The organism is Bailinhaonella thermotolerans, assembly GCF_003594875.1.
GTDB lineage: Bacteria > Actinomycetota > Actinomycetes > Streptosporangiales > Streptosporangiaceae > Bailinhaonella > Bailinhaonella thermotolerans.
In genome coordinates this window covers 258,996-281,154 of the sequence record NZ_QZEY01000002.1, presented here as the reverse complement: position 1 = coordinate 281,154, position 22,159 = coordinate 258,996, and the positions used below count along the sequence as shown (strand labels likewise).

Annotated in this window: 16 protein-coding genes; 4 read left to right on the top strand and 12 right to left on the bottom strand. The window is 75.9% G+C overall.

What is annotated here, in order from left to right:
- Window positions 1-128: 128 nt before the first annotated feature.
- Together D5H75_RS06460 and D5H75_RS06455 are read right to left on the bottom strand one after the other, a co-directional pair.
- Complete coding sequence (locus D5H75_RS06460; protein ID WP_119925424.1) at window positions 129-1,109, bottom strand: carbohydrate kinase family protein; 981 nt, start codon at window positions 1,107-1,109, stop codon at window positions 129-131.
- Window positions 1,106-2,020, bottom strand: coding sequence for a pseudouridine-5'-phosphate glycosidase (locus D5H75_RS06455; RefSeq protein WP_119925423.1), 915 nt, complete (start codon window positions 2,018-2,020; stop codon window positions 1,106-1,108). Before D5H75_RS06455 ends, D5H75_RS06460 begins: the two co-directional genes overlap by 4 nt.
- A 104-nt stretch (window positions 2,021-2,124) precedes the next feature.
- Between D5H75_RS06455 and D5H75_RS06450 the strand changes: the two genes are divergently transcribed.
- Both D5H75_RS06450 and D5H75_RS06445 read left to right on the top strand, forming a co-directional pair.
- Window positions 2,125-3,009 carry a LysR family transcriptional regulator gene (locus D5H75_RS06450; protein ID WP_202637888.1) on the top strand — a complete coding sequence of 295 codons (885 nt, stop codon included), beginning with the start codon at window positions 2,125-2,127 and terminating at the stop codon, window positions 3,007-3,009.
- 166 nt (window positions 3,010-3,175) lie between these two features.
- Window positions 3,176-3,796 carry a dioxygenase family protein gene (locus D5H75_RS06445; protein WP_202637887.1) on the top strand — a complete coding sequence of 207 codons (621 nt, stop codon included), beginning with the start codon at window positions 3,176-3,178 and terminating at the stop codon, window positions 3,794-3,796.
- An 84-nt stretch (window positions 3,797-3,880) separates the two neighbouring features.
- Here the strand turns inward: D5H75_RS06445 and D5H75_RS06440 are convergent, their stop codons facing one another.
- Complete coding sequence (locus D5H75_RS06440; RefSeq protein WP_242454022.1) at window positions 3,881-4,735, bottom strand: ABC transporter permease; 855 nt, start codon at window positions 4,733-4,735, stop codon at window positions 3,881-3,883.
- 2 nt (window positions 4,736-4,737) lie between these two features.
- Complete coding sequence (locus tag D5H75_RS06435) at window positions 4,738-5,712, bottom strand: ATP-binding cassette domain-containing protein (RefSeq protein ID WP_119925419.1); 975 nt, start codon at window positions 5,710-5,712, stop codon at window positions 4,738-4,740.
- A gap of 273 nt (window positions 5,713-5,985) precedes the next feature.
- On the opposite strand from D5H75_RS06435, the gene D5H75_RS06430 reads away from it, so the two are divergent.
- Both D5H75_RS06430 and D5H75_RS06425 read left to right on the top strand, forming a co-directional pair.
- On the top strand, window positions 5,986-7,107 hold the full coding sequence (locus D5H75_RS06430) for an exonuclease SbcCD subunit D (RefSeq protein ID WP_119925418.1): 1,122 nt from the start codon (window positions 5,986-5,988) through the stop codon (window positions 7,105-7,107).
- Window positions 7,107-10,277: an AAA family ATPase gene (locus D5H75_RS06425; protein ID WP_119925417.1), complete on the top strand. Its 3,171-nt coding sequence runs from the start codon at window positions 7,107-7,109 to the stop codon at window positions 10,275-10,277. The genes D5H75_RS06430 and D5H75_RS06425 overlap by 1 nt, the downstream gene beginning before the upstream one ends.
- A 46-nt stretch (window positions 10,278-10,323) precedes the next feature.
- On the opposite strand, the gene D5H75_RS06420 is transcribed toward D5H75_RS06425, so the two are convergent.
- The 8 genes from D5H75_RS06420 to D5H75_RS06385 all read right to left on the bottom strand — a co-directional run bounded on the left by D5H75_RS06420 (window position 10,324) and on the right by D5H75_RS06385 (window position 21,993).
- Entirely contained in the window at window positions 10,324-11,166 is an 843-nt protein-coding gene (locus D5H75_RS06420) for an MBL fold metallo-hydrolase (protein ID WP_119925416.1), read from the bottom strand.
- 246 nt (window positions 11,167-11,412) lie between these two features.
- Window positions 11,413-12,735, bottom strand: a complete 1,323-nt coding sequence (locus tag D5H75_RS06415; RefSeq protein WP_119925415.1) for a hypothetical protein — start codon at window positions 12,733-12,735, stop codon at window positions 11,413-11,415.
- 243 nt (window positions 12,736-12,978) lie between these two features.
- On the bottom strand, window positions 12,979-15,909 hold the full coding sequence (locus D5H75_RS06410; protein WP_119925414.1) for a coiled-coil domain-containing protein: 2,931 nt from the start codon (window positions 15,907-15,909) through the stop codon (window positions 12,979-12,981).
- A gap of 100 nt (window positions 15,910-16,009) precedes the next feature.
- Complete coding sequence (locus D5H75_RS06405; RefSeq protein ID WP_119925413.1) at window positions 16,010-16,642, bottom strand: hypothetical protein; 633 nt, start codon at window positions 16,640-16,642, stop codon at window positions 16,010-16,012.
- Window positions 16,639-17,310 carry a hypothetical protein gene (locus D5H75_RS06400; RefSeq protein WP_202637886.1) on the bottom strand — a complete coding sequence of 224 codons (672 nt, stop codon included), beginning with the start codon at window positions 17,308-17,310 and terminating at the stop codon, window positions 16,639-16,641. Before D5H75_RS06400 ends, D5H75_RS06405 begins: the two co-directional genes overlap by 4 nt.
- Window positions 17,303-18,547, bottom strand: coding sequence for a hypothetical protein (locus D5H75_RS06395; RefSeq protein WP_242454021.1), 1,245 nt, complete (start codon window positions 18,545-18,547; stop codon window positions 17,303-17,305). The genes D5H75_RS06400 and D5H75_RS06395 overlap by 8 nt, the downstream gene beginning before the upstream one ends.
- 75 nt (window positions 18,548-18,622) lie before the next feature.
- On the bottom strand, window positions 18,623-20,347 hold the full coding sequence (locus D5H75_RS06390) for an ATP-binding SpoIIE family protein phosphatase (protein ID WP_119925915.1): 1,725 nt from the start codon (window positions 20,345-20,347) through the stop codon (window positions 18,623-18,625).
- Window positions 20,344-21,993, bottom strand: a complete 1,650-nt coding sequence (locus D5H75_RS06385) for a phytoene desaturase family protein (RefSeq protein WP_119925412.1) — start codon at window positions 21,991-21,993, stop codon at window positions 20,344-20,346. Before D5H75_RS06385 ends, D5H75_RS06390 begins: the two co-directional genes overlap by 4 nt.
- Window positions 21,994-22,159: the final 166 nt, after the last annotated feature.

The following is a 22,159-nucleotide window of genomic DNA, read 5'->3' as shown; positions in this document are numbered from 1 at the left end:
GCCGTACCCACCGAGCACCCGCCCATGCGGCGGGCCGCCGCGCCGGGCCCTGCCCCGGGCCGAACCCGCGCCCGGCAGCACGCGAAGCACGCGGTCCCGGTCCCGGGACCGCGTGCTTCGCGGAGGGGTCAGGCGAGGCCGGCGAGGGTGTCCCAGCGGAGGTCGGCCAGGTCGGCCGCCGGAGGACGGCCGCCCACGTGGGACACCGCGGTGGCGCCCGCGCGGCAGCCGTACTCGATCGCGGTCTCGGCGGGGACGCCGTGCAGCAGGGCGGCCAGGAAGCCGCCCGCGAAGGCGTCGCCCGCCCCGGTGGTGTCCACGAGTTCGGCGGGCGCCGCCGGAGCCCGCCCCAGGAGGCTCCCGCCGCGCGCCACGACCGCTCCCTCGGAGCCCAGCTTGACCACGGCCGTGCCGTACGTCCCGCTCAGGGCGCGCGCGGCCTCCACCGGGTCGGCCACGCCGGTGAGCAGCGCGGCCTCGTCGCGGTTGGGGATGACCAGGTCGGCCCCGCCCGTCAGCTCCAGGAACCGCGCCACCCCGAACTCGGCCAGCGGCCCGGTCGAGGCCGGGTCCAGGCTCACCCGCACGCCCCGCTCCCGCGCCCGGCCGAAGGCGAGCGTCCCCAGCTCGCGGCCGAGCTCGGTGAACAGGAGGTACCCGGACACGTGCAGGTGCGTCACGCCGTCGAGCAGGGCGTCGTCCCAGTCGCCGGGGCCGAGGCGCCCCCCGGCGCCCCGGTTGGTGAGCATGGTGCGCTCGCCCGTGCCGTCCACCATCGCGATCACGACGGCGTTCGGCCGCTCCTCGTCCACGTGGAACACCGGCGCGACCCCGGCGCGGGCCAGCGCGTCCCGGTGCCACTCGGCGGTGTCCGCGCCGACCCTGGCCAGCAGCCGGACGTCCGCCCCGAGGGAGGACGCCCACGCCGCCGTGTTCGCCGCCGAGCCGCCCGGCCGCACGACGATGTCCGCGGCGGTGTCGGTGCCGGGGGCCAGCGGCGTGCCGTGCAGCGCGAGCACGTCGGTGACCACGTCCCCGATCACCAGCAGCCGGCCCCCGCCGTTCTCGCCGTTCTCGCCGTACGGCCGAGCCGCCCCCGGTCCGCTCATGCCGCCCAGCTCGCCGCGATCTCGGAGGCGAGGCGCACGTTGCCGCGGACCGCCGCCAGGTTGGCCTCCAGGGAGGCGCCGTCGGTGTGCCGGACGAGGTAGTCCAGCAGGTACGGCGTGATCGCCTGGCCGGTGACGCCGTCGCGGTCGGCCGCGGCCAGCGCCTCGGCGAGCACGCGGTCGTGCAGGGCCGGGTCGAGCTGCTCGGACTCCGGCACCGGGTTGGCGACGATCAGCGCGGTCTCCGGCCCGCCGAGGGCGTCCTGCGCCCGCATCGCGCCGGCGATCTCCGCGGCCTCCTGGACCGTCCAGTCCACCGGCTGGCCGGAGCTGTGCAGGTAGAAGCCGGGGAAGGTCTCGGTGCGGTACCCGGCCACGGTGATGTTGAGGGTCTCCAGCCGCTGGAGCGTCGCGGGCACGTCGAGGATGGACTTCACGCCCGCGCACACCACGGTGATCCGGGTCCGGCTGAGGGTGTTCAGGTCGGCGGACTCGTCCCAGCTCTCGACCCAGCCCCGGTGGACGCCCCCGAGCCCGCCGGTGGCGAAGACCCGGATGCCGGCCCGCGCCGCGATGAACGACGTCGCCGAGACGGTGGTCGCGCCGCTCGCCCCGGTGGCCACCGCCAGCGGCAGGTCGCGGGCGCCCAGCTTGCGCAGGCCGGACTCGCTCGCGATGCGCTTGAGCTGCCCGGCGTCCAGACCGGCGTACGGCACGCCGTCCAGGACCGCGATCGTCGCGGGCACCCCGCCCGCCTCGCGCACCAGGTCCTCCAGCTCGGCCGCGACCTCCAGGTTGCGGGGCTGCGGCAGGCCGTGGGAGATGATCGTCGACTCCAGGGCCACCACGGGCTTGCGGTGGGCGAGGGCGTCGGCGACCTCGGCGGACAGGCGTACGGCGGTGGCACTCATCAGCGGTTTCTCACTCCGGTTCCGATCGATGGATGATTCACGGTAGGCCGACGGGCTCGTACCCGTCCAAGTCCGGATTCACCCGGCATCATAAGCTTGCGGTTATGGATGTCTCGCTGCGGCTGTTGCGCGCCTTCCTCGCGGTGGCCGAGGAGAGGCACGTCGGGCGCGCCGCGCAGCGGCTGTTCATCTCCCAGCCCGCGCTGTCCCAGGACGTCCGCCGCCTGGAACGCGAGCTGGGCGTCACGCTGTTCACCCGGAGCCGCGCGGGCATGACGCCGACCCCGGCGGGGGAGGAGTTCGCGGCCGAGGTGCGGAGGGCGCTGGAGATCCTCGACCGCGCGGTCGCCGCCGCCCGGGCCGAGCCGCCCACGCTGACCCTGGCGTACACCCCCAGCATCGGCAACCGCCTGATGCCGCTGCTCCTGCCCGAGCTCGAACGCGCCCGCCCCGGCCTGCGCGTGGAGGAGCGCGAGCTCGACACCGGCGAGGTCGGCCCCGCCGTGGAGTCCGGCCGGTTCGACCTCGGCCTCGCCCACTGCCCCGACCCCAGCCCGCGGCTGTCCCGGCACGTCCTGGCCGACGTCCCCCTGGTGGTCGCCCTCGGCGCGGCCCACCCCCTCGCCCGCGAGGACGCGGTGGACCTGCGCGAGCTGTCCGGCCTGGACCTGCTCATCTGGCCGCGCGAGGTCGCCCCCGCCTACTTCGACCGGCTGCTGGAGATCTGCCGGGCCGCCGGCCTCGACCCCGCCCTGCGCACCGGGCCCCGCCGCGCCCTCACCCGGGCGTACGTCCTGGCCTCCGGCACCGCGTTCGCCCTCCTGCCCGGCGGCGCCGCCCACCTGGCCGTCCCCGGCGTCGTCTTCCTCCCGCCCCGCGCCCCCGGCGCCACCGTCACCCTGGAACTCCTCACCCGCCGCTCCGACCCCCGCCCCGAGGTCGCCGCCGCCGTCACCACCCTCCGCCAGGCCAGCCGCGCCCTCCTCTGACGCCCCCACCCCGCCCGTGGCCCGCTCCCGCCGCACGGCCCGCTCCGCCGTACGGTCTGAGCCCCGCCGGTCGCCGCGGGGTCATCCCGGGGCTTCCCGCGGAACGTGACGGTTCCGTGAAGGGGGCGTTATGGCGGGGGCGCCGGGAGCGCCGGAGGATGTGGGGATGAGCTCTCGATTCAGGCGCAGGGCCGTGCTCGCCGCGCTCGTCGGGATCCCCGTGGCGGCGCTGGTGCCCGCGGCGATCGCGCTGTGGCCCCGGGAGAGGACCCCCGCCGCGCCGGTACGGCTGCCGCCCACGCCCTCCTGCGGGAACGGGAAGGACGCGGCGGCGACGGCGGCCGCCGAGACCGGCCCGTACTACACGCCCGGCGCGCCGATGAGGACGAGCCTGCTGGAGTCCGGGCTGGAGGGAGAGCGGCTGGTGCTCTCCGGCGTCGTGTGGACGCCGGCCTGCCGGCCCGTGCCGGGCGCGCTCCTGGACTTCTGGCACGCCGACGACCAGGGAGAGTACGACAACTCCGGCTTCCGGCTGCGCGGCCGTCAGAAGACCGACGCGGCCGGCGCGTTCCGGCTGGAGACGATCATGCCGGCGGAGTACGGCAACCGCACCCGCCACATCCACGTCAAGGTGACCGCGCCCGGCAAGGACGAGCTGACCACGCAGCTCTTCTTCCCCGAGGAGGAGCGCAACGGGCGCGACGCCCTCTTCCGCCCCGACCTGGTGCTGCGCGACCTGAGGCGGGGCCCCGCCGGATACGAGGCCCGCTTCACCTTCGTCGTCTGACGACCGCGCCCCGCGCCCGCCGCACGGCCCGCCCCGGCCGCACCGCCCGCGCCCGCCGTACGGCGCCGGGCGGGAGGGGCGGGACTACTCGGTGCGGCGGAAGCGGAGGATCGCCAGGCCGAGGAGCGCGAACGCCATGACCACGACCATGACCACCTCCACCCCGACCGGGACCCGCCAGTCGCCCCAGGTCACGCCCGGGTTGAACGCCGCCTCCACCCTGGGGTCCACGCGCAGGTGGGCGAAGACGAGCTGGCGCATCGGGTCCACGGCGTACGTCAGCGGGTTGATCCGGGTCAGCAGGCCCAGCCAGGCGGGCAGGCTCGACAGCGGGAACAGCGCCCCGGACAGGAACAGCATCGGCATCATGGCCATCTGCATGAGGCCGAAGAACGACTGCATGTTCTTGATCCCCGCCGCCAGCGCCACCCCGAACGCGGTGATCGCGAAGGAGCCGAGCAGCATCATCGCGACCAGGGAGAGCAGGAGCGAGGGGGAGTACGGCACGCCGACGAGCCCGGCCATCGCCAGGATGACCACGCCCTGCGCGGTGGCCACGAGCGCCCCGCCCAGGCACTTGCCGACCACGATGGAGGCCCGGCTGACCGGCGCGACCAGCATCTCGCGCAGGAACCCGAACTCGCGGTCCCACACGATCGAGGCGGCCGAGAACATCGCGGTGAACATCACGGTCATCGCCAGGATGCCGGGGAACATGAACGTCCGCAGGTCCACGCCGCCGGGCCCCGAGGGGACCAGCGCGGACAGGCCCGTCCCGAGCACGAGCAGCCAGAGCACCGGCTGCACCAGGGAGGACAGGATGCGCGTGCGGTCGCTGACGAACCGCAGCAGCTCCCGGTGGAGCACGATCTTGACGGCGCGCACGTCGTGCCTGATCGTGCGCTCGGGCACCCGGACCCGGACCACCTCGGCCGTCATCGTCATCTCCTCGCCATCGCGCGCATGAACTCGGCCATCCCCGAGGACGCCTCCGCGTCCCTGATCGTCGAGCCGGTGTAGGACATGAAGACGTCGTCCAGGCTGGGCCTGGCCACGTGGACCGCCCGGATCGGCACCCCCAGCTCCGCGAACAGCCGCGGCACGAACTCCTCCCCGGCCGGGACCGAGAAGCTGACCTGCCCCTCGCTCACCGCCGCCTCGATCCCGAACCGCTCCTTCAGCGCCGCGATCGCCGCGGCATCGTCGTCGGACTGGATCCGCACCCGGTCCTCGCCGACGCTGGCCTTGAGCGCCTGCGGGGTGTCGATCACCACGATCTCCCCGTGGTCGATGATGGCGATGCGGTCGGCGTGCTCGGCCTCCTCCATGTAGTGCGTCGTCAGGAAGATCGTGATGTCCTCGGTGCGGCGCAGCTCGTTGATGTAGCCCCAGATCGCCGAGCGGGTCTGCGGGTCCAGGCCCACGGTGGGCTCGTCCAGGAACAGCACCCGGGGCGAGTGCAGCAGGCCGCGCGCGATCTCCAGTCGCCGCTTCATGCCGCCGGAGTAGGTGTCCACGCGGTCGTCGCGCCGGTCCTGGAGCCCGACCATCTCCAGGACCTGCCGCATGCGCGGCTCCACGACGTCCTTGGGCACGCTGTACAGCTCGGCGTGGAAGCGCAGGTTCTGGGCCGCGGTGAGGTACCCGTCCACGGTGGGGTCCTGGAACACGAGCCCGATGTTGCGGCGGACGTCGTCGCGGCGCGTCACGACGTCGAACCCCGCGACCGTCGCGGAGCCGCCCGTGGGGTTCGCGAGCGTGCACAGCATGCTGATCGTGGTGGTCTTCCCCGCTCCGTTGGGACCGAGGAAGCCGAACACCTCGCCCTGCCGCACCTCGAAGTCGACGCCCTTGACGGCCTCCACCGCGCCGTAGCGTTTCGCGAGGCCCCGTACCGAGATCGCCGGTGTCGTCATGCTTCCACTATCGCCCCGGGCCCTCCCGGCGTTGCCGCCGTCCGCTCACAGCGTCACCCCTTGACGCGCCGCCGCCGCCCGCCCCGCCGTACGGCCCCGCCCGGCCCGGCCGCACGGCGGGGGCACGCCCCCGGGCGTACGGCGGGGCGCGGCGCGGCGGGAGGGCGGATCCGCGGGTCACGGAGGGGCGGCCGGAAGGCGTTCGATAACGATGGGGCCTCCGCGCCGCGTGTTCCCGGAAAATGTCGGCGGGGCCTGTTAGCTTCCTGCGCCATGCGGTTCCTGCACACCTCCGACTGGCACCTCGGCCGCTCCTTCCATCGGGAGAGCATGCTGGGCGCCCAGGCGGCCTTCGTGGACCACCTGGTCGGGACCGCGCGCGCCGAGCGGGTCGACGCGGTGCTGGTCAGCGGCGACGTCTACGACCGCGCGCTGCCGCCGGTCGACGCCGTGGAGCTGTGCAACGAGGCCCTGCGCCGGCTGGCCGCCCTGGGCGTGCGCGTGGTGGTCATCAGCGGCAACCACGACTCGGCGGCCCGGCTCGGCTTCGGCGCCGACCTGATCGACGCGGCCGGGGTGCACCTGCGCAGCGACCCCGCGCGCGTCGGCGAGCCGGTGGAGATCGGCGGGGTGGCCGTCTTCGGCATCCCGTACCTCGAACCCGAGGTCGTGCGCCACGCCTGGGAGCTGCCCGAGCGCAGCCACACGGCCGCGCTCACCGGGGCCATGGACCGGGTGCGGGCGGCGGCGGCCGGGCGGCCCTCCGTGGTGCTCGCGCACGCCTTCGTCACCGGGGGCGAGGCCAGCGACAGCGAGCGCGACATCACCGTGGGCGGCGTCGCGCACGTGCCCGCCTCGGTGTTCGACGGCGTCTCCTACACCGCGCTCGGCCACCTGCACGGCCGGCAGCGCATGACCGAGACCGTCCGCTACTCCGGCTCCCCCCTGGCCTACTCCTTCTCCGAGACCGACCACGTCAAGGGTTCCTGGCTGGTGGAGGTCGGCCCGGGCGGCATGACCTCGGCCGAGTTCGTCGAGGCCCCGGTGCCCCGGCCGCTGGCCCGGCTGCGCGGCGAGCTGGCCGACCTGCTCGCCGACGAGCGCCACGCGGCCGTGGAGGACCACTGGCTCCAGGTGACCCTGACCGACCCGGTGCGCCCCAAGGCCGCGATGGACCGCCTGCGCGAGCGGTTCCCGCGCACGGTCGCGCTCTCCTTCGAGCCCGCGGGCGGGGACCCCGGCCGGTCCTGGACCCGGCGGCTGCGCGACCGGTCCGACCCCGACGTGGCGCTGGACTTCGTGCGCGAGGTGCGCGGCGAGCCCGCCGACGAGGCTGAGGAAGACCTTCTGCGCGCGGCCTTCGAGGCCTGCCGCGTCAAGGAGGCGGTGCGCTGATGCGCCTGCACGCCCTGCGGGTCACCGCGTTCGGCTCGTTCGCCGGCACCGAGGAGGTCGACTTCGACGCGCTCTCGGGCGCCGGCCTCTTCCTCGTCCACGGCCCGACCGGCGCGGGCAAGACCAGCGTGCTCGACGCCGTCTGCTTCGCGCTCTACGGCGCCGTGCCGGGGCTGCGCAACCGCGCCCGCAGCCTGCACAGCGACCACGCGCCCCGCGACCGCGCCCCCGAGGTGGCGCTGGAGACCACCATCCGGGGCCGCCGCCTGCGGATCACCCGCTCCCCGGCCTGGACCCGGCCCAAGCTGCGCGGCGAGGGCGTGACCGAGGTCAAGGCCCGCGTCCTGGTCGAGGAACTGGTGGCCGGCGAGTGGGTCGCCCGCAGCACCCGCCACGACGAGGCCGGGCACTTCATCGGCGACCTCCTCGGCATGTCCAGCGACCAGTTCTTCCAGGTCGCGCTGCTGCCCCAGGGCGAGTTCGCCCGCTTCCTGCGCGCCGACGCCGAGGAGCGCCGCAAGCTGCTCCAGCGGCTGTTCTCCATCGAGATCTTCGACGACGTCGAACGCTGGCTCGAAGACCACCGCCGCGAGACGGGCCGCCTCTCCCGCGCCCTGCGCGACGAGGTGGACGCCGTCACCCATCGCGTCGTCGAGGCCGCGGGGCTGCCCGCCGCCGCCCCTCCCGCCGACGCCGTACGGCCCCGCACCGGCGAGCCGGCCGGCCGGACGGCGGGCGCGGCGGCGGGGGAGGCCGCGGAGATCGCGGAGATCGCGGAGATCGAGAAGGCCGCGGAGGCGGCGCGCGGCGTCCTCGGCGTCTGGGAGGCGTGGGGCCGCGCCGCCCCGGCCGAGCCGGACGAGCTGATCGTGTGGGCGGGGGAGCTGGCCGCCGCCGCCGGGGCGGAGCTGGACGACGCGCTCGCGGACGCCGTACGGCTGCGCGAGGGGCTGGACCGGGCGCGGGAGGCCGCCGAGGCCGGGCGCGCGCTCGCCGACCGCAAACGGCGGCACGCCGAGGCGCTGCGGCGGCGCGACGCGCTGGCCGCGCACTCCGCCGAGCGCGAGCACATCGCCGCCGCGCTGGCCGCCGCCGCGCGCGCCGACCGGGTGATGCCGCTGGTCCGCGCCGCGGAGCAGCGGGCCGCCGCCGCCGACGAGGCCGAGCAGCGCGCCGCCAAGGCGGTCGCCCGCGCGCTGCCGCTGATCGGGCCCGTGCCGGACGGCGAGCCGGGCCCCGAGACGCTGGCCGCGCGCGAGCGGGTCCACCGCGACGAGATCGCCGGTCTGGAGCGGCTGCGCGAGGACGCCGCGCGCCTGCGCGCGGTCCAGCGGGACCTGCGCGAGGCCGCCCTGGAGCTGGACCGCCTCACCGCCCGCGAGCGCGACACGGCGGCGGTGCTGGAGGAGCTGCCCGGCCGCCGCGCGGAGCTGGAGGAGGAGCTGTCGGCCGCCCGCGACCAGGCGGCCCACGAGGGCGGCGCCCGCGCCGCACTCGACAGGGCCCGGGCGCGGCTGGCCGCGGCAGTGCGGCGCGACGCGCTCGCGGAGCGGGTGGCGGCGGCGGCCGAGGCGCGGATCGCCGCGGTCGAGGCCGCGCAGGACGCCCGCGACCGGCTCCAGGAGATCCGTGACGCCCGCATCGCGGGGATGGCCGCCGTGCTCGCCGGGACCCTGGAGGACGGCCGCCCCTGCCCGGTCTGCGGCGCGGAGGAGCATCCGGCCCCCGCCGGGGTCCACCTGCTGCCCGGCGACGGCGGCGTGCCCGGGGCCGACGAGGAGGACCTGGCCCAGTCGGGATACGACCAGGCCAACGACGTGCGCACCGAGGCCGAGGCGCGCCTGGCCGAGCTGACCGCCCAGCACGAGGCGGCCGAGGACGCCTCCGAGGGGCTGTCCGCGGAGGCGGCCGAGGCGGAGGTGGGCCTCGCCGAGGCCGCCCTGGCCGCGGCGCTGGGCGCGGCCGAGGCCGAGGCCGCCCTGGCCGAACGCCTCCTGGCCGTGGACGCCCAGCTCGCCGAGGCCCGCGACCGCGCCCGGGAACTGGGCGAGGCCGTCGCCGCGTGCGCGAGCCGCCGGTCGGAGCTGACCGCCGAGGCCGCGCGCCTGGCGGCCCGCCTCGACGAGGCGCGCGGCGACGACCCGACACTGGAGGCCCGCATCGACCGGCTGACGGCCGCCGCCGCCCTCCTGGCCGACGCCGCCGAGGCCACCCGCCGCGCCCGCGCCGCCGCCGAGGAGCGCGACGGCGCGACCCGGGCCGCCGAGGACGCCGCCGTCCAGCACGAGTTCACCGACGGCGGCGACGCCGACCTGGCGGCCGTGCGCCGGGCCGCCCTCCCCGACGGGGAGCGCCGCGCCCTGGCCGACCGCGCCCGCGACCTCGACGACGAGGAGGCGGCCGTGCGCGAGCTCCTCGCCGACCCGGACCTGGCCGCCGCGTCGGCGGTGCCCGACCCCGACCTGCCCGCCCTGGAGTCGGCCCTGCGCGCGGCCGAGCACGCCGCGGGCGAGGCCGCCGCCGCCCGCGACCGCGCCGCGCGCCGGCGCGAACGCCTCGGCGCCCTGCGCGGCGACCTGGCCGACCGGGTGGCCGCGTGGCGCCCGGCGGCCGACCGGCACGCCGTCGCCGAGCGCGTCGCCGCCCTCGCGGTCGGCACGTCCACCGACAACCGCTGGCGCATGCGCCTGTCGGCGTACGTCCTGGCGGCCCGGCTGGAGCAGGTCGTGGCGGCGGCGAACGACCGCCTCGGCCACATGTCCGGCTCGCGCTACCTCCTGCGCCACACCGCCGAGAAGGGCGCCGCCGACCGGCGTGGGGGTCTCGGCCTGCGCGTGATCGACGCCTGGACCGGCAACGAGCGCGACCCGGCCACCCTGTCCGGCGGCGAGAGCTTCATCACCAGCCTCGCCCTCGCCCTGGGCCTGGCCGACGTGGTGACCGCCGAGGCCGGCGGCGCCGAGATCGGCACCCTCTTCGTGGACGAGGGCTTCGGCACCCTCGACGAGGACACCCTCGACGCCGTCCTCGACATCCTCGACAACCTCCGTGACGGCGGCCGAGCCGTCGGCATAGTCAGCCACGTCACCGAGCTCCGCACCCGGATCCCCGCCCAGCTCCACGTCCGCAAGACCCCGACCGGATCCACCCTCAGGGTCATCGGCGCCTGAGAGGCGGCTCACCCCGCCGGGGGACGCCGCGCCGCGCCGTACGGGGTCAGCGGCGGGGGACGAGGGCCTGGGCGGTCTGCCAGAGGGTGTCGGGGTTGACGCGGTCCAGGTGGCGGAGGGTCATCTGGTCGGCGAAGTCCTCGGGGGTGCGGGCGGTGGCGAGGATCTCCTCCACGTCGCGCAGGTAGGCCCTGGTCTCCTCGACCGCCCCCGGGTGGTCGGCGGCACGGGGGTTCTTGTGGCCGGCCACGACGGCGGACGGGCCGAGGGCGGCGATGGCGTCCAGGGCCTCGGCCCAGTTCCGGCGCGAGGCCCGGTCGGTCCCGGCCAGGGACGGGTGGACGCCGTTGTAGACGACGTCGCCGCCGACGACCAGGCGCAGGTCGGGGACGTGGACGTACGTCGTGTCGCGGGCGCCGGTGGTCCCGGCCTCGACGACGTCGATCCGGTGGCCCTCGAGTTCGAGCCCGTGCGAGCCGAGCGGTTCCAGGGGCCTCAGCCCGGGCGGGATCTGCCCGGGGAACTGCGGATCCCAGAAGTCACGGCGGCCGGCGGCGGCCTCGTGCTCGGCCACCCGGACCGTTCCGGGCGTCCCGAGCGGCCGGGCGCCGGGGAATCGCCGGGCGATCTCCGTGAACCCGAACCAGCGGTCGCCGCCCCCGTGCGTGGCGTACATGGCCACCAGGTTCTTCCCGGTCCACACGATCCAGTCCGCGACCTCCTGCGCACGCGCGGAGAACGGCGGCGCGTCCACCAGCACCGCGTCCCGCTCCCCGGCGATCAGCGTCGCCGTCACGGGCGACCAGGCGGGGATGGGCCGGATCCGCCGCCCGTCCCCCAGAACGGCGCGCGGCGGCAGTGTCACCAGCGAGTGGTACGTCAACGACATGGCTGATCCGGCTCTCTGACCTGCGTACACGGCGGCAAGCGGCGAGGCTCGCCCCGCCCCCGTCCCCCTCACCGATCCCACCGCCCCCAAACACCCCAGACGCCCCGCCCCGTTCAGCGCCAGCCTCGACACGGCCTCAGCGCGCCTCGGCGCGGCCCGCGCCGCCCGGCCGGGCCGGGGGCTCCGCCGTACGGCAGGCGTCCGGCCCCGCCGTACTCCAGGACGGCGGGGCCGGACGGTGCCGGGTCAGTTCTGGGGACGGGGCGGGGAGACCGTGACCGTCACCGTGACCGTGGGGACCGGGCGGGGGTCACGCGGGGGTGAGGTGGGACGGGCCGTCGGGCCGCCCGTCGGGACGGGGGACGGGAGACACCTCGGGGGCGGGGGCGGCGGGACGCAGTCCGGGTCGCCCGCCGTCGAGGTGGGGCGCGGCGCGGGCGCGGGGGGCTCGTCGCCCGGCGGGGCGCTCGGGTCGTCGATCGTGGGCTCCGGCTGTGGCGGCGCGAACGTGGCCCGGCCGTACGGCTGGGGCGGCGACTCGTCCGGCGCGTCCGGGTCCCGGCGCGGCGCGGAGGTGCCCGCCGGGCCTCCCGTCGGCTCTCCGGTCGGCTCTCCGGTCGGCTCCGTGGTCGGCTCCGCCGTCGGGGCGGGGGCCGGGACGCAGGTCGTGGTGGGGGCCGGCGCGGGGCGTGAACCCCCGGACCTGGCCAGGTGGTCCTTGAGGATCCCCTGCAGGTCGGGCAGGCCCGACGAGCCGTCGGCGTCGCCCAGCGTCGGGCAGGAGGTGCCCTCCTGGTTCCCCCAGGAGTACGACGCGGTCATCGGCGGGTCCGGCAGCACCTTGTCCCAGGTGGACAGCAGGGTGCGGAACTCGGCCTCGCGCGGCAGGCGCCAGGCCTGCTCGCCGCCGCCGGAGCACTCCTGCCCGAACGTCTGGAACACCGGCACCATGGCGCTCTTGGGGATGCCCGCCGCCTCGGCCTTGGCGACCTCGCGGGAGATGATCGAGAAGTCGCAGGCGGCGCCGGTGCGGCAGGGATACGGGTCGATGCCGATGAGGTCGACGCGCGAGCTGGACGGGGCGATCTCACGGTAGGCGACGTCGCTGGCGGCGGCGTACGTCTTCTGGCCCGGCGCCCGGGACCTGACGTACTCGGCGCGCTCGCGGATCTCGTCGAGCACGCTCGGGCACTCGCGCAGCGGCGGCTCGTCGGCGAGGTAGTAGCCGAAGACCTTCGGGTTGCCCGCGAGCCGGTCCACCACGGCGCGGAAGGAGCCGACGTCGGAGACGAACTCCCCGCACATCGTGTTGCCGGCCCAGATCATGGCCTGCTGCCCCTCGGGCAGCGCGTTGATGGCCGCCACGTCGGCGTCCATGTCGAACACGTTGAACCCGAGCTCGGCGGCCCGGGCGCGCTCCTCGGCGCTGCCGAGGTTCATCGTGAAGTGCCTGGCCTCCCCCGGCCCGGCCCGGCCCGCCCCCAGCCCCGCCCAGCCGCTGACCGGGTAGGCGATGAGCCCGGCGCAGACGGCCGCACCCGCGATCCAAACGAGGTTCTTCTTCCTCACGTGGTCCTCCGAAAGGCGATCGCTGACCCAGCCGGTCGCACGCTCCTTTCATAAATGTGCGGAAGTATCCGAATCTTTAGGGATCTGTCGCACGACGGTAACCGCCCCAAGTGTCCCGTGCCACACTTTCGCGCCATCTGATATGGGCGGCCGCGCACGGCGAAGCGCCCGCCACCGGGAATGCCGAGGTGACGGGCGCTTCGCCGTACTAAAGGACGTCAAATAGCGATAAAGGTGAGAGGACTATTCACGGCCCTCCGTGACGAACGCGGACAGCGCCCGCACCCGCTCCGCGTGCTCGTCGTAGCCGACCACGATCGGCGGCTCGTTGTACGGCATGGCGTCCGACGACCGGCGCAGCTTGACGTACTGCCCGCAGGCGTCGATCGCGTACGGCTCCATGTCGTCCTGGAGCGCCCCGATGACCGTGATCCCGTACGTCTCGCCGATGCGGCGGAACAGCGCGACCGCCTCGCGCCGGTGCTCCTTGCCCAGGTTGCGGCCCAGTTCGTCGAGGACCAGGCACAGGTGCCCGCCGCCGGAGGACGCGATCGCCGCCGCGCACACCAGCTTGACGGCCTTCTCGTCCATCAGCGCCGTGTTGGCCCGCCGGTTGTACGGCACGAAGCCCTGGCCCTCCGAGCGCCGCCACTTCGGCACGACCTTCCAGGACCAGCGGTGCTCGGGGTCGGCGGGCGGGGGCGGCGTGGGGAACTCCAGCGTCGCGCCGTACCCGCCGTAGGCCAGGTCCAGCTTGCCGAACTCCTCGGCCACCCGGGTCAGCCGGGCCCGGATCGCGTCGGTGAGCTGGGCCCGGTGCACCGCCGTGGACCGGGCCGCCTCGGCAGCGCCCGTCGAGGCGGCGTTCAGGTCGGCGCGTCGCGAGGCGAGCTGGGTCTCGATCTGCCGCCGCTGGTGCGCCTCGTACTCCTCCTGCTGCCGCAGGTACGCGCCCAGCGCCGCCGTGACCCGCTCGAAGGAGGCCAGCTCGCGCGCCGTGCGGCCCGCGCCGGGCGTGTTCCGCTCGCGCACGAGGAACGCCAGCTCCTCGGGCATGTCCTCGTCGTCCGGCCCGGCCGGGAACACCCCGCGCAGCGCGTCGTCCAGGTGGCGCTCCGCCGTACGCCACCATTCGTCGGCGGTCAGCGGCCGCTCGGCCTCGGTCAGCGCCAGGACCCATTCGCGCGCCGCCTCCACGGGCGCGCCGAAGTCCTCGGCGAGCCGGTCCAGGCCCAGGTCGGCGCGGGCCGCCGCGACCTCCCCCGCGCGGGTGCGGGCCTCGTCCCGGTCGCGCTCGTGCCGGGCGCGCCGCGCCTCCAGCTTCTCGATCTCCACGTTGCGGGTGCGCGCCCGGAAGTCCAGGGCGGCCACCCGCTCCTCGGCCGCCAGCACGGCGGGCGCCAGCGTCTCGGCGGTCTCGGCCAGCTCGGTCAGCCGTTCCCGCACCTCGGCCACCCGCTCGCGCACGGTGACCAGCTCCCGCGCCGCCCGGGCGCCCTCCAGCCGCCGCTCGGCCAGGGCGACGGCCTCCTCGGCGGCGGCCACGTCCTCGGCCGCCCGCTGCACGGCGTCGCGCGCCCGGTTGAGCCGCTGCTCGGCGGCCTTGACCCGGGCCTCGCGCCCGGTGACGGCGGCCTCGAACTCGCCCACCACCGTGACCCCGGCGGGCGAGATCAGGACCGACCCCGGCAGCCCGTCCAGCGCGGCGGACGCCCGCGCCATGTCACCGGCGGACACGACCACGGCGGACCCGGCGGGCCAGTCCGGCGCGGCGAACCGCTCGCGGGCCTCCTCGGCGAGGTCCAGCGCGTCCAGCAGGGCGGCGGCCGGCACCCCGGCGGCGGTGAGCGCGTCGAGCTGCGGGGCCGCGGCGCGCGGGCCGTTCTCGGCGGCCTCGCGCTCCCGCGCGGCGTCGGCGGCCTCCTTGTCGGCCACGCCCTGCGCCTTCAGCGCCTCGCCCAGCGCCGCCTTGGCCGCGGCCACCTCGCGCGTGGCCGCGTCGAGGTCGCGTCCGTCGGCGTACCGGACGGCGTCCTCCAGGGCGGCGATCCGGCCGCGCAGCTCGTCGGCGGTGTTCTCGGCGACCGCCCGCTCGGCGTCGAGCCGGTTGCTCCGCGCCTGCGCAGCCGCGAGGGCCTGCCGGGCCGCGGCGACCTCGCGGTCCATCGTGTCGTCGCGGAGCGTGGCGATCTCCGCCCGCACCGCCTCGATCGCGCCGGCCGCCTCGGCCGCCGCCTCGCGCAGCCGTACCAGCTCGGCGGCCAGGGCCTCGTCGCGCTCGGCGGCGGCGAGCAGCAGCCTGGCCTGGCGGCTGCGCCAGCACCGGCGCGCCTGCTCCAGCCGGTCCCTGGCCCGGTCTCGCCGCTCGAAGGACGCGAGCAGGCTGCCCGCCTCGGTCTCGAACTCGGCCAGCCGCTCGGCCGCCTGCTCGGCGGCGACCCTGCGGGCGTGCTCGTCGCGGCGCGCCTCCCGCTCCTGCTCCAGCTCGGCGTCCAGGCCGGTCAGCGCGGCGATCGCCTCGAAGATGCGCTCGGGCGCGATCTCGTTGAGGGGCTGGGAGAGCAGGTTCGTGGCGACCTTGCTGCGGACCGAGGTGGACAGGAACGACACGCAGCGCACGCGCTCGCCGTACAGCACCCGGGACAGGTCCCGGGCCACCACGTCCCGCCGGCCCGCCGACCGGGGCAGCGAGGCCCACACGTCGTCGGCGCGGGAGACGCGCTCGGCCTCGGAGGGCGCGGCGGCCAGCCGCACGCCGTCGGTCCAGCGGATCTCCAGGTGGGGCGCGTCCTGGTTGACCCGCAGCCACACGGTCATCGCGTCGTCCATCGACCCGGGGGAGGCGAAGACGCCCGCGATGTACCCGTGCGCGGCGCTGGCCCACTGGGTCGCCCCGTGCGCGGCCAGCTCGGCGTTGAACAGCAGCTCGCCGACCGCCTTGGCCCCGGAGGCGAACCGCCACTGCTCGTCGCCGAGCAGCGCCGTGATCGCCGCGATGAACGACGACTTCCCGGCCCCGTTGGAGTCCTTCGGCCCGGCCCCCGCCACCACGATCAGCGTCCCCGGCACGGTCGGCACCGGGTGCGTGGACAGCCGCGAGATGTTCACGGCCTGCACGGCGACCAGCACCCGGTCGCCCACCACGTTCTCGGTCCGCCCGACGTCGATCAGCACACGTCCCCCTTCCTCGAATCCCTCGCGCTCCGCTCGCCCCCTCCCGCGCCGATCCCGCGCTTCCCGCACCCGGTGTGCCCGCGTGATCGGCGCGAGGGTGTCAGGGGGCGGGGGACGCCCTTCTCCGTGCCCGCACGGCCGCCGCCAGCGGGGTGCGCGGGCCCGCCGCGAGGATCAGCTCCTCCTGCAGGCGGCGGCGCGCGGCCGGGGACAGGCGGTGGAACTGCGGGCCCGGCACGTAGCCGCCGAGCGTGTCCTCGGTGGACTTGACCTGGCTGACCAGCCCCGCGTGGCGCAGCGCGCGCAGGGCGCCGTCCAGCTCGCCCACGGGCATCTGCGTGTGGCGGCGCAGCTCGTCCACCGGCGTCGGATGCGGCGACGTCCACGTGTCCTCGGCCAGCCGCCCCTCCGCCCGGGGGATCGCCACCGAGTGGATCAGCACGAGCGTCAGCACCGCGCGCTCGGACACGCCCAGCCGGGCCTCCCCGGCCAGCGCCTCGGCCACGTCGTCGCGGTACCCCGAGGTCCAGCCGGAGCGCGCCCGGATGAGCTGCCGCCCCACCCGGTGCAGCATCTCGCCGAGCGTACGGCGCAGCGCCGGGTCCCGCAGCGCCGCGAACCGGACCTCGGGCACCGGCTCGGCCGCGGACTCCACGGCCGCGAACGCCGCCACCAGCTCGGCTCGCCGCCGCTCGTCGTACGCCTTCAGGGACGACTCGAACGGCCCGCTCACGCCCGCGCCTCCCCGCCGCCGGTCTCCGCGTCCATCAGCGCGCCGCCCACTCCGGGGCCGGCGATCGCGTCCACGCCGGGGCCGGCGCTCGCGCCCGCCGGCCGTACGGCGTCGCCGTCCTCGCCGGCGGGGCCCGCGCCCTCCGGCAGGGGGGCCGCGGCGGGCGGGGCGGGGGAGGGGAGGCGGCGGCAGAGGTCGCGGAGCTGGTGATGGGACTCCGGGGTCCAGGCCGCGACGCGGGGGCCGAGGCGGACCATCCCGTCGGCCTGCTCCAGCCAGGCGGAGTCGCACAGGCGGCGCAGGGCGCCCAGGGCCCAGTTCCGGTGCATGTCGTCGGACCGGCCGATCATGTGCTGGTAGACCGACAGGACGTCCTCGACGGGCGCGGGCTCCCCGGGCCACGGGTCCGCCTGCAGGTCGCGCCAGCAGCACTTGAGGCAGGCGGCCAGGACCCTGCGGGTCTCGCCGGAACGTTCCACGGGCACGCCCGCGATCTGGTACTCCTCCAGCAGGCCCGGCGTCGCGCCGTCCGGGGGCAGCGGCAGCGCCCACGCGCGCCCGTCGCGCTCCAGCCGGACCATCCCGTCCGGGGCGCCCGGGACGCCGGGGGTGAGGGGCAGGGGGCCGAGCGCGCGGGCGCGGGCCCAGGCCAGAGCGGTGTCATCCATGCGCCGCGGACCTTTCGAAGACGCCGTGGGAGGCCCAGGACAGCGGGGAGCCGGGATCGGCGGCCAGGCCGTCGGCCCAGCGCAGCCGGTACGGCAGCTCCGGGCGCAGGTCGGCGGTGGCCAGGTCGGCCAGCAGGCGGCGGGCGGCGGGCCAGTCCCCGGCGGCGCGCAGCGCGTCGGCGACCGGGACCGAGTCCGCCCCGCCCAGCGCGCCCTCGGCGATCGCGGTCAGCCGGTCCAGCACGCTCGTGTCGGAGCGGGCGTCGGCCGCGGCGGCGCCCGGGTCGGGCAGGTCGGACCGCGGCGGGGAGGGCCGCGCGGGGGCCGGGCGGGGAGCCTCGTCCACGGCCCGCACGATGTCGGACGGGTCGTGCCAGGGCGCGGGCGCGTCGAACACGAACCCGTCGAGCACGGCGGCCAGGCGTTCCCGCGAGGCGGTCTGGGCGAACGTCCGCCAGGTCTCCGGCGGCAGCAGCGTCAGGTTCCGGGTGGTGCCCGCGGAGTCGGCCAGCCGGCGCGCCGCGCGGCGGGAGGCGTCGCTGTAGGCGTACACGGCGGCGCGCAGCTCGGTGCACACCCGGTCGAGCGAGGGCCACCGGCTCAGGATCGTGGCGTGGACGCTCTCGGCGCGCGCGGTGATCTCCTCGGTGCCCCACAGCTTGGGCGCCTGCTCGCGCAGCTCCTCGATCGTCCCGGCGGCGAGGGTCACCAGCTCCAGCGCCCACAGCCGGAACGCCAGCGCCAGCCCGTCCGCGCTGGCGCGCGCCTCCTCCTCGGTGGTGCGGGGGTCGGCGACGTTGAGGTCCTCCAGCGCCAGCAGCCGGTGCATCTCGCTCTGCCCGCCGTCGGCCATCATGCGCCGCACGAACATCAGCCCGACCACGCTCGTGAACGAGGCGCGGTAGCGGAGCTGGTTGGGCTTGGGGAACACCTCGCGGATCGCGCCGAGCGCCTTGAGCACGCGCAGCCGGTTCTCGAACGCCTCCGCCGGGAACCGCCGGCAGACGTGCCGCATGCGCTCGTGCGTCAGCCAGTCCTCCCCGGCCTCGGCGAACGCCGCGAACAGCGTCTCGGCGATGTCCACCAGCATCGGGTCCTCGACCACCGCCCCGCTGTCCCGCGCCAGCGCCGCGAACATCCGCCGATAGGTGGCCAGCACGGACTCGTCGGCGAGCGCGGAGTCCAGGCTCAGCGCCTCCGCTTCCCCGGGAGCCCCCGAGCCGAGACTTTCAGACACGAGGGAATAGCGTACGGCCAGCCGCCGACACCCTCACACATCCACGCCGTCCCCGCGCGCCCGGGCGGGAGGGGATCAGCCGGGGAGGCGTTGCTCGCACCAGACGATCTTGCCTTCGGGGGTCTGGCGGGTGCCCCAGCGGTGGGCGAGGAGGTTGATGAGCTGGAGGCCGCGGCCCGTCTCGTCGTCGGGGGCCGCCTTGCGCATGGACGGGACGGCGGCGGACCGGTCGGCGATCTCGCACATGAGGGTGCGGCCGCGCAGGAGGCGCAGGGTGACCTCGCCGCGGCCGTGCTGGACGGCGTTCGTGACGAGCTCGCTGACCAGCAGCTCCGTGGTCTCCGACAGCGCGGACAGGTCCCAGGCGGCCAGGGTGGCGCGGGCGTGGGCGCGGGCCTCGCGGACCGAGCGGGGGTCGGCGGGCAGCGTCCAGGAGGCGAACTCGTCGCCGCCCAGCGGCCGGACCCGGGCGACCAGCAGCGCGATGTCGTCGCGGCCGTAGCCCCGGCGCAGCCCGCCCAGGGTCATGTCGCACAGCCGCTCCAGGTCGCGGGGCGGCCCGGTCAGGCTCTCGCACAAGGCCTCAAGGCCCGCGTCGATGTCGCTCTCGCGGCTCTCGACCAGCCCGTCGGTGCACAGCACCAGCGTGGCGGCGTCCGGCAGGGTGATCTCGATCATCTCGAACGGCTCGCCGCCGATGCCGAGCGGCACGCCCGACGGCATCTCGACGATCTCGCTCTCCCCGTCGGCGTGCAGCAGGATCGGCGGCACGTGCCCGGCGCGGGCGATCGAGCAGACCTGCGTCACCGGGTCGTACACGGCGTAGACGCAGGTGGCGATCTGCGCCGGGCCCAGGTCCTGGGCCAGCAGGTCGAGGCGGTACAGCACCTCGGCCGGGGTCAGGTCGAGGCTGGCCAGCGTGCGCACCGCCGTGCGGAGCTGGCCCATGGTGGCGGCGGCGCGGGTGCCGTGGCCCATGACGTCGCCCACGACCAGCGCCACGCGGTAGCCGGGCAGGGTGATCACGTCGAACCAGTCGCCGCCCACCCCGGTCAGGTCGCTGGCCGGGAGGTACCGGGAGGCGACGTCGAGCCCGAGCGGCGTCGGCAGCCCCGCCGGGAGCAGCCCGCGCTGCAGGGCGAGGGCCGTACGGCGCTCGCGGTTGTAGAGCCGGGCGTTGTCGATGCAGACGGCGGTGCGCAGCGCCAGCTCCTCGGCCAGCGTCACGTCGTGCTCGTCGAACGGCAGGCTGCCCTTCTTGCGGGTGAAGACGATGAAGCCGAGCACGTTGCCGCGCGCCTTGAGCGGCACCAGCAGCATCGAGGCGTGGTCGAGCAGCCCGGTGATCACCTCGCGCCGCCACGAGCGGGCGATGTCCTCGGCGGTCTCGGTGTCCATGGTGGTGAACAGCACGGGCGCGCCGGTGGCCATGCACCGGGCGTAGGGGGTCCAGGCCGGGTAGACGACGAGCTCGTCCACCGGGAAGGCCTCCTGCCACTCCTCGGGGTTGTCGTCGGCCACGCCGACGGCGACGCGGCGGACCTCGGCGGACCCGTCGGTCGGGCGCACGGGGAACTCGCCCTCGGCCAGGAGCCGGTCCTGCACGAGGATCCCGGCGGCGTCGGCGAACCGGGGCACGACGACGTCGATCAGCTCCCGGCCGGTCTCACCGATGTCGAGGGTGCTGCCGATCTTGCGGCCGGCGTCGCTGAGCAGCGCGAGACGTTCCTGGGTGAGGGCGACGGTCTCCCGGTCCGTCTCGTCGCTGTTCCACTGCTTGAGAACGAAACGGTGGTTCACAGAGCGGCGTCCCAGGAGGGCGCGGGGACCGGGGTCCACCAGGGCTCGACGCCGACGGCCTCGGCGATGACCCCGGCGGCGTTGTAGCCGGGCGCCGCCGAGACCGACCCGCCCGGGTGGCTGCTGGCGCCGCACAGGAACAGACCCGTGACCGGGGTGGCGTAGCGGCCCAGCTCCGGGACCGGCCGGTTGGCGCCGAGCTGCGACGGCTCGTAGGCGCCGACGTGGTGGCTGCCGCGGACCATGTTGACGCAATGGCGTTCGATGTCGAGGGGACTGAAGAGACGCGAGCCGAGCACGGTGCCATCCTGCCGGAGATTGGGCGCGAACTCAGCCCATTCGGCCAGCATCCGGCGGCCGATCTCCTCGCCCATGGCGTCCCAGTTGGCCGGATCCCCGCCCAGGTCGTACGGCGCCCAGGGCCACCAGAAGGAGACGTGCTTGCCGGGCGGGGCGTACGACGGGTCGAACAGGGTCGGCGTCGCGCCGTTTCCCGCGAGGCGTTCGGGCAGCTCGCCCCGGTGGATGGCGTCGAAGCCGCGTTCCATCTCCCCGGAGTCGTCGGCGCCGAGCACGACGAGGAAGGCGCGGTCCACGTCCGGATCGTACTCGGCCGCGGAGTAGCGGGGCGGCTCGCCCAGCGCCAGGTGGAGCGTGACCAGGCTGTGCCGCGCCCACGCGTACGCCTCGACCTTGGCGGCCAGGTCCGCCCCGAAGTTCTCCGGCCCGGCCAGCCGCACGGTCTGCGGGGCGTCCACGGCGCTGGCGACGAACCGGCGGGCCGCGATCCGCTCGCCGTTGTCGAGGAGGACGCCGGTGGCGCGCCCGTCGTCCACCAGGACGCGCTCGACGGCGCGCCCGGTGATCACGGTCCCGCCGTTCTCGGCGATCACGCTCTCCAGCGCGCGGGCGACGCTGACCGCGCCGCCGACGGGGAGGCCCAGGCGGGCGGCGCGCGAGAGCAGGCGGGGGAGGAAGCCGCCGGTGCCGGGCACGTTCTCCAGCGACATGATGTGCAGGAACGCCTTGAACATGACCTGGACGCGCTCGTGCCCGAAGGCGCGCTCCACGGCCTCGTGGATGGTCAGCGGCGCGTAGCTCAGCAGGTCGCGCCCCAGCTCCCCGCGCAGCCGGGGGGCCAGCTCGGCCGGCGTCAGCGGCGGGGAGTACAGGAAGCTCGTCATCAGGTCCCGCGCCCGCTCGCCGTACTCGGCGTACATCTCCAGCCAGGTCCGGGCGTCGGCGGGGGAGAAGCGGGCGATCGAGTCGGCGGTGCGCTCGGCGTCGCGGTGCACGGTGATCGCCGTCCCGTCGCGGAACAGCGTCGCGTGCTGCACCTCCGGGTAGACGTACCGCAGCCCGTGCCGCGCCAGCTCCAGGTCCGCGGGGACCGGCCCCTCCTCCAGGAAATGGTAGTTGCTGTGCGTGTTGTGCCGGAAGCCCGGCAGCGTCAGCTCCTCCGTGGAGCACCCGCCGCCGGCGACGGCGTTGCGCTCGACGACGGCGACCTTGAGCCCGGCCTTGGCGAGGTACGCGGCGCAGGTCAGGCCGTTATGGCCGCCGCCCACGACGAGGCCGTCGAACTCGATCATGCGGATCTCCCGGGGGAAGGGTGACAGGTCGAGGACCTCTCGCTCTCGGGACATCGTAAAGATCGTTAATACTGGATGTCTCGGGCATCCATCGAAATGCCCCTCAAATCCCCCTGTAGCGGAACAATCGCCGCTTCCGTACGGCGGGCGCCGCCCTCCTCGTGACAGGCCGGGCGAGGCCGTACCGGTCGGTAGGGCTGCGAGAGGAAGATCTCCCCCA

Excerpts from the sequence above, each read along its gene's own strand:
- D5H75_RS06430 (WP_119925418.1), top strand. The coding sequence starts at position 5,986 with ATGCGGTTCCTGCACACCTCCGACTGGCACCTCGGCCGCTCCTTCCAT.
- D5H75_RS06420 (WP_119925416.1), bottom strand. The coding sequence starts at position 11,166 with ATGTCGTTGACGTACCACTCGCTGGTGACACTGCCGCCGCGCGCCGTT.
- D5H75_RS06450 (WP_202637888.1), top strand. The coding sequence starts at position 2,125 with ATGGATGTCTCGCTGCGGCTGTTGCGCGCCTTCCTCGCGGTGGCCGAG.
- D5H75_RS06385 (WP_119925412.1), bottom strand. The coding sequence starts at position 21,993 with ATGTCCCGAGAGCGAGAGGTCCTCGACCTGTCACCCTTCCCCCGGGAG.
- D5H75_RS06460 (WP_119925424.1), bottom strand. The coding sequence starts at position 1,109 with ATGAGCGGACCGGGGGCGGCTCGGCCGTACGGCGAGAACGGCGAGAAC.
- D5H75_RS06400 (WP_202637886.1), bottom strand. The coding sequence starts at position 17,310 with ATGGATGACACCGCTCTGGCCTGGGCCCGCGCCCGCGCGCTCGGCCCC.
- D5H75_RS06445 (WP_202637887.1), top strand. The coding sequence starts at position 3,176 with ATGAGCTCTCGATTCAGGCGCAGGGCCGTGCTCGCCGCGCTCGTCGGG.
- D5H75_RS06435 (WP_119925419.1), bottom strand. The coding sequence starts at position 5,712 with ATGACGACACCGGCGATCTCGGTACGGGGCCTCGCGAAACGCTACGGC.
- D5H75_RS06440 (WP_242454022.1), bottom strand. The coding sequence starts at position 4,735 with ATGACGGCCGAGGTGGTCCGGGTCCGGGTGCCCGAGCGCACGATCAGG.
- D5H75_RS06425 (WP_119925417.1), top strand. The coding sequence starts at position 7,107 with ATGCGCCTGCACGCCCTGCGGGTCACCGCGTTCGGCTCGTTCGCCGGC.
- D5H75_RS06455 (WP_119925423.1), bottom strand. The coding sequence starts at position 2,020 with ATGAGTGCCACCGCCGTACGCCTGTCCGCCGAGGTCGCCGACGCCCTC.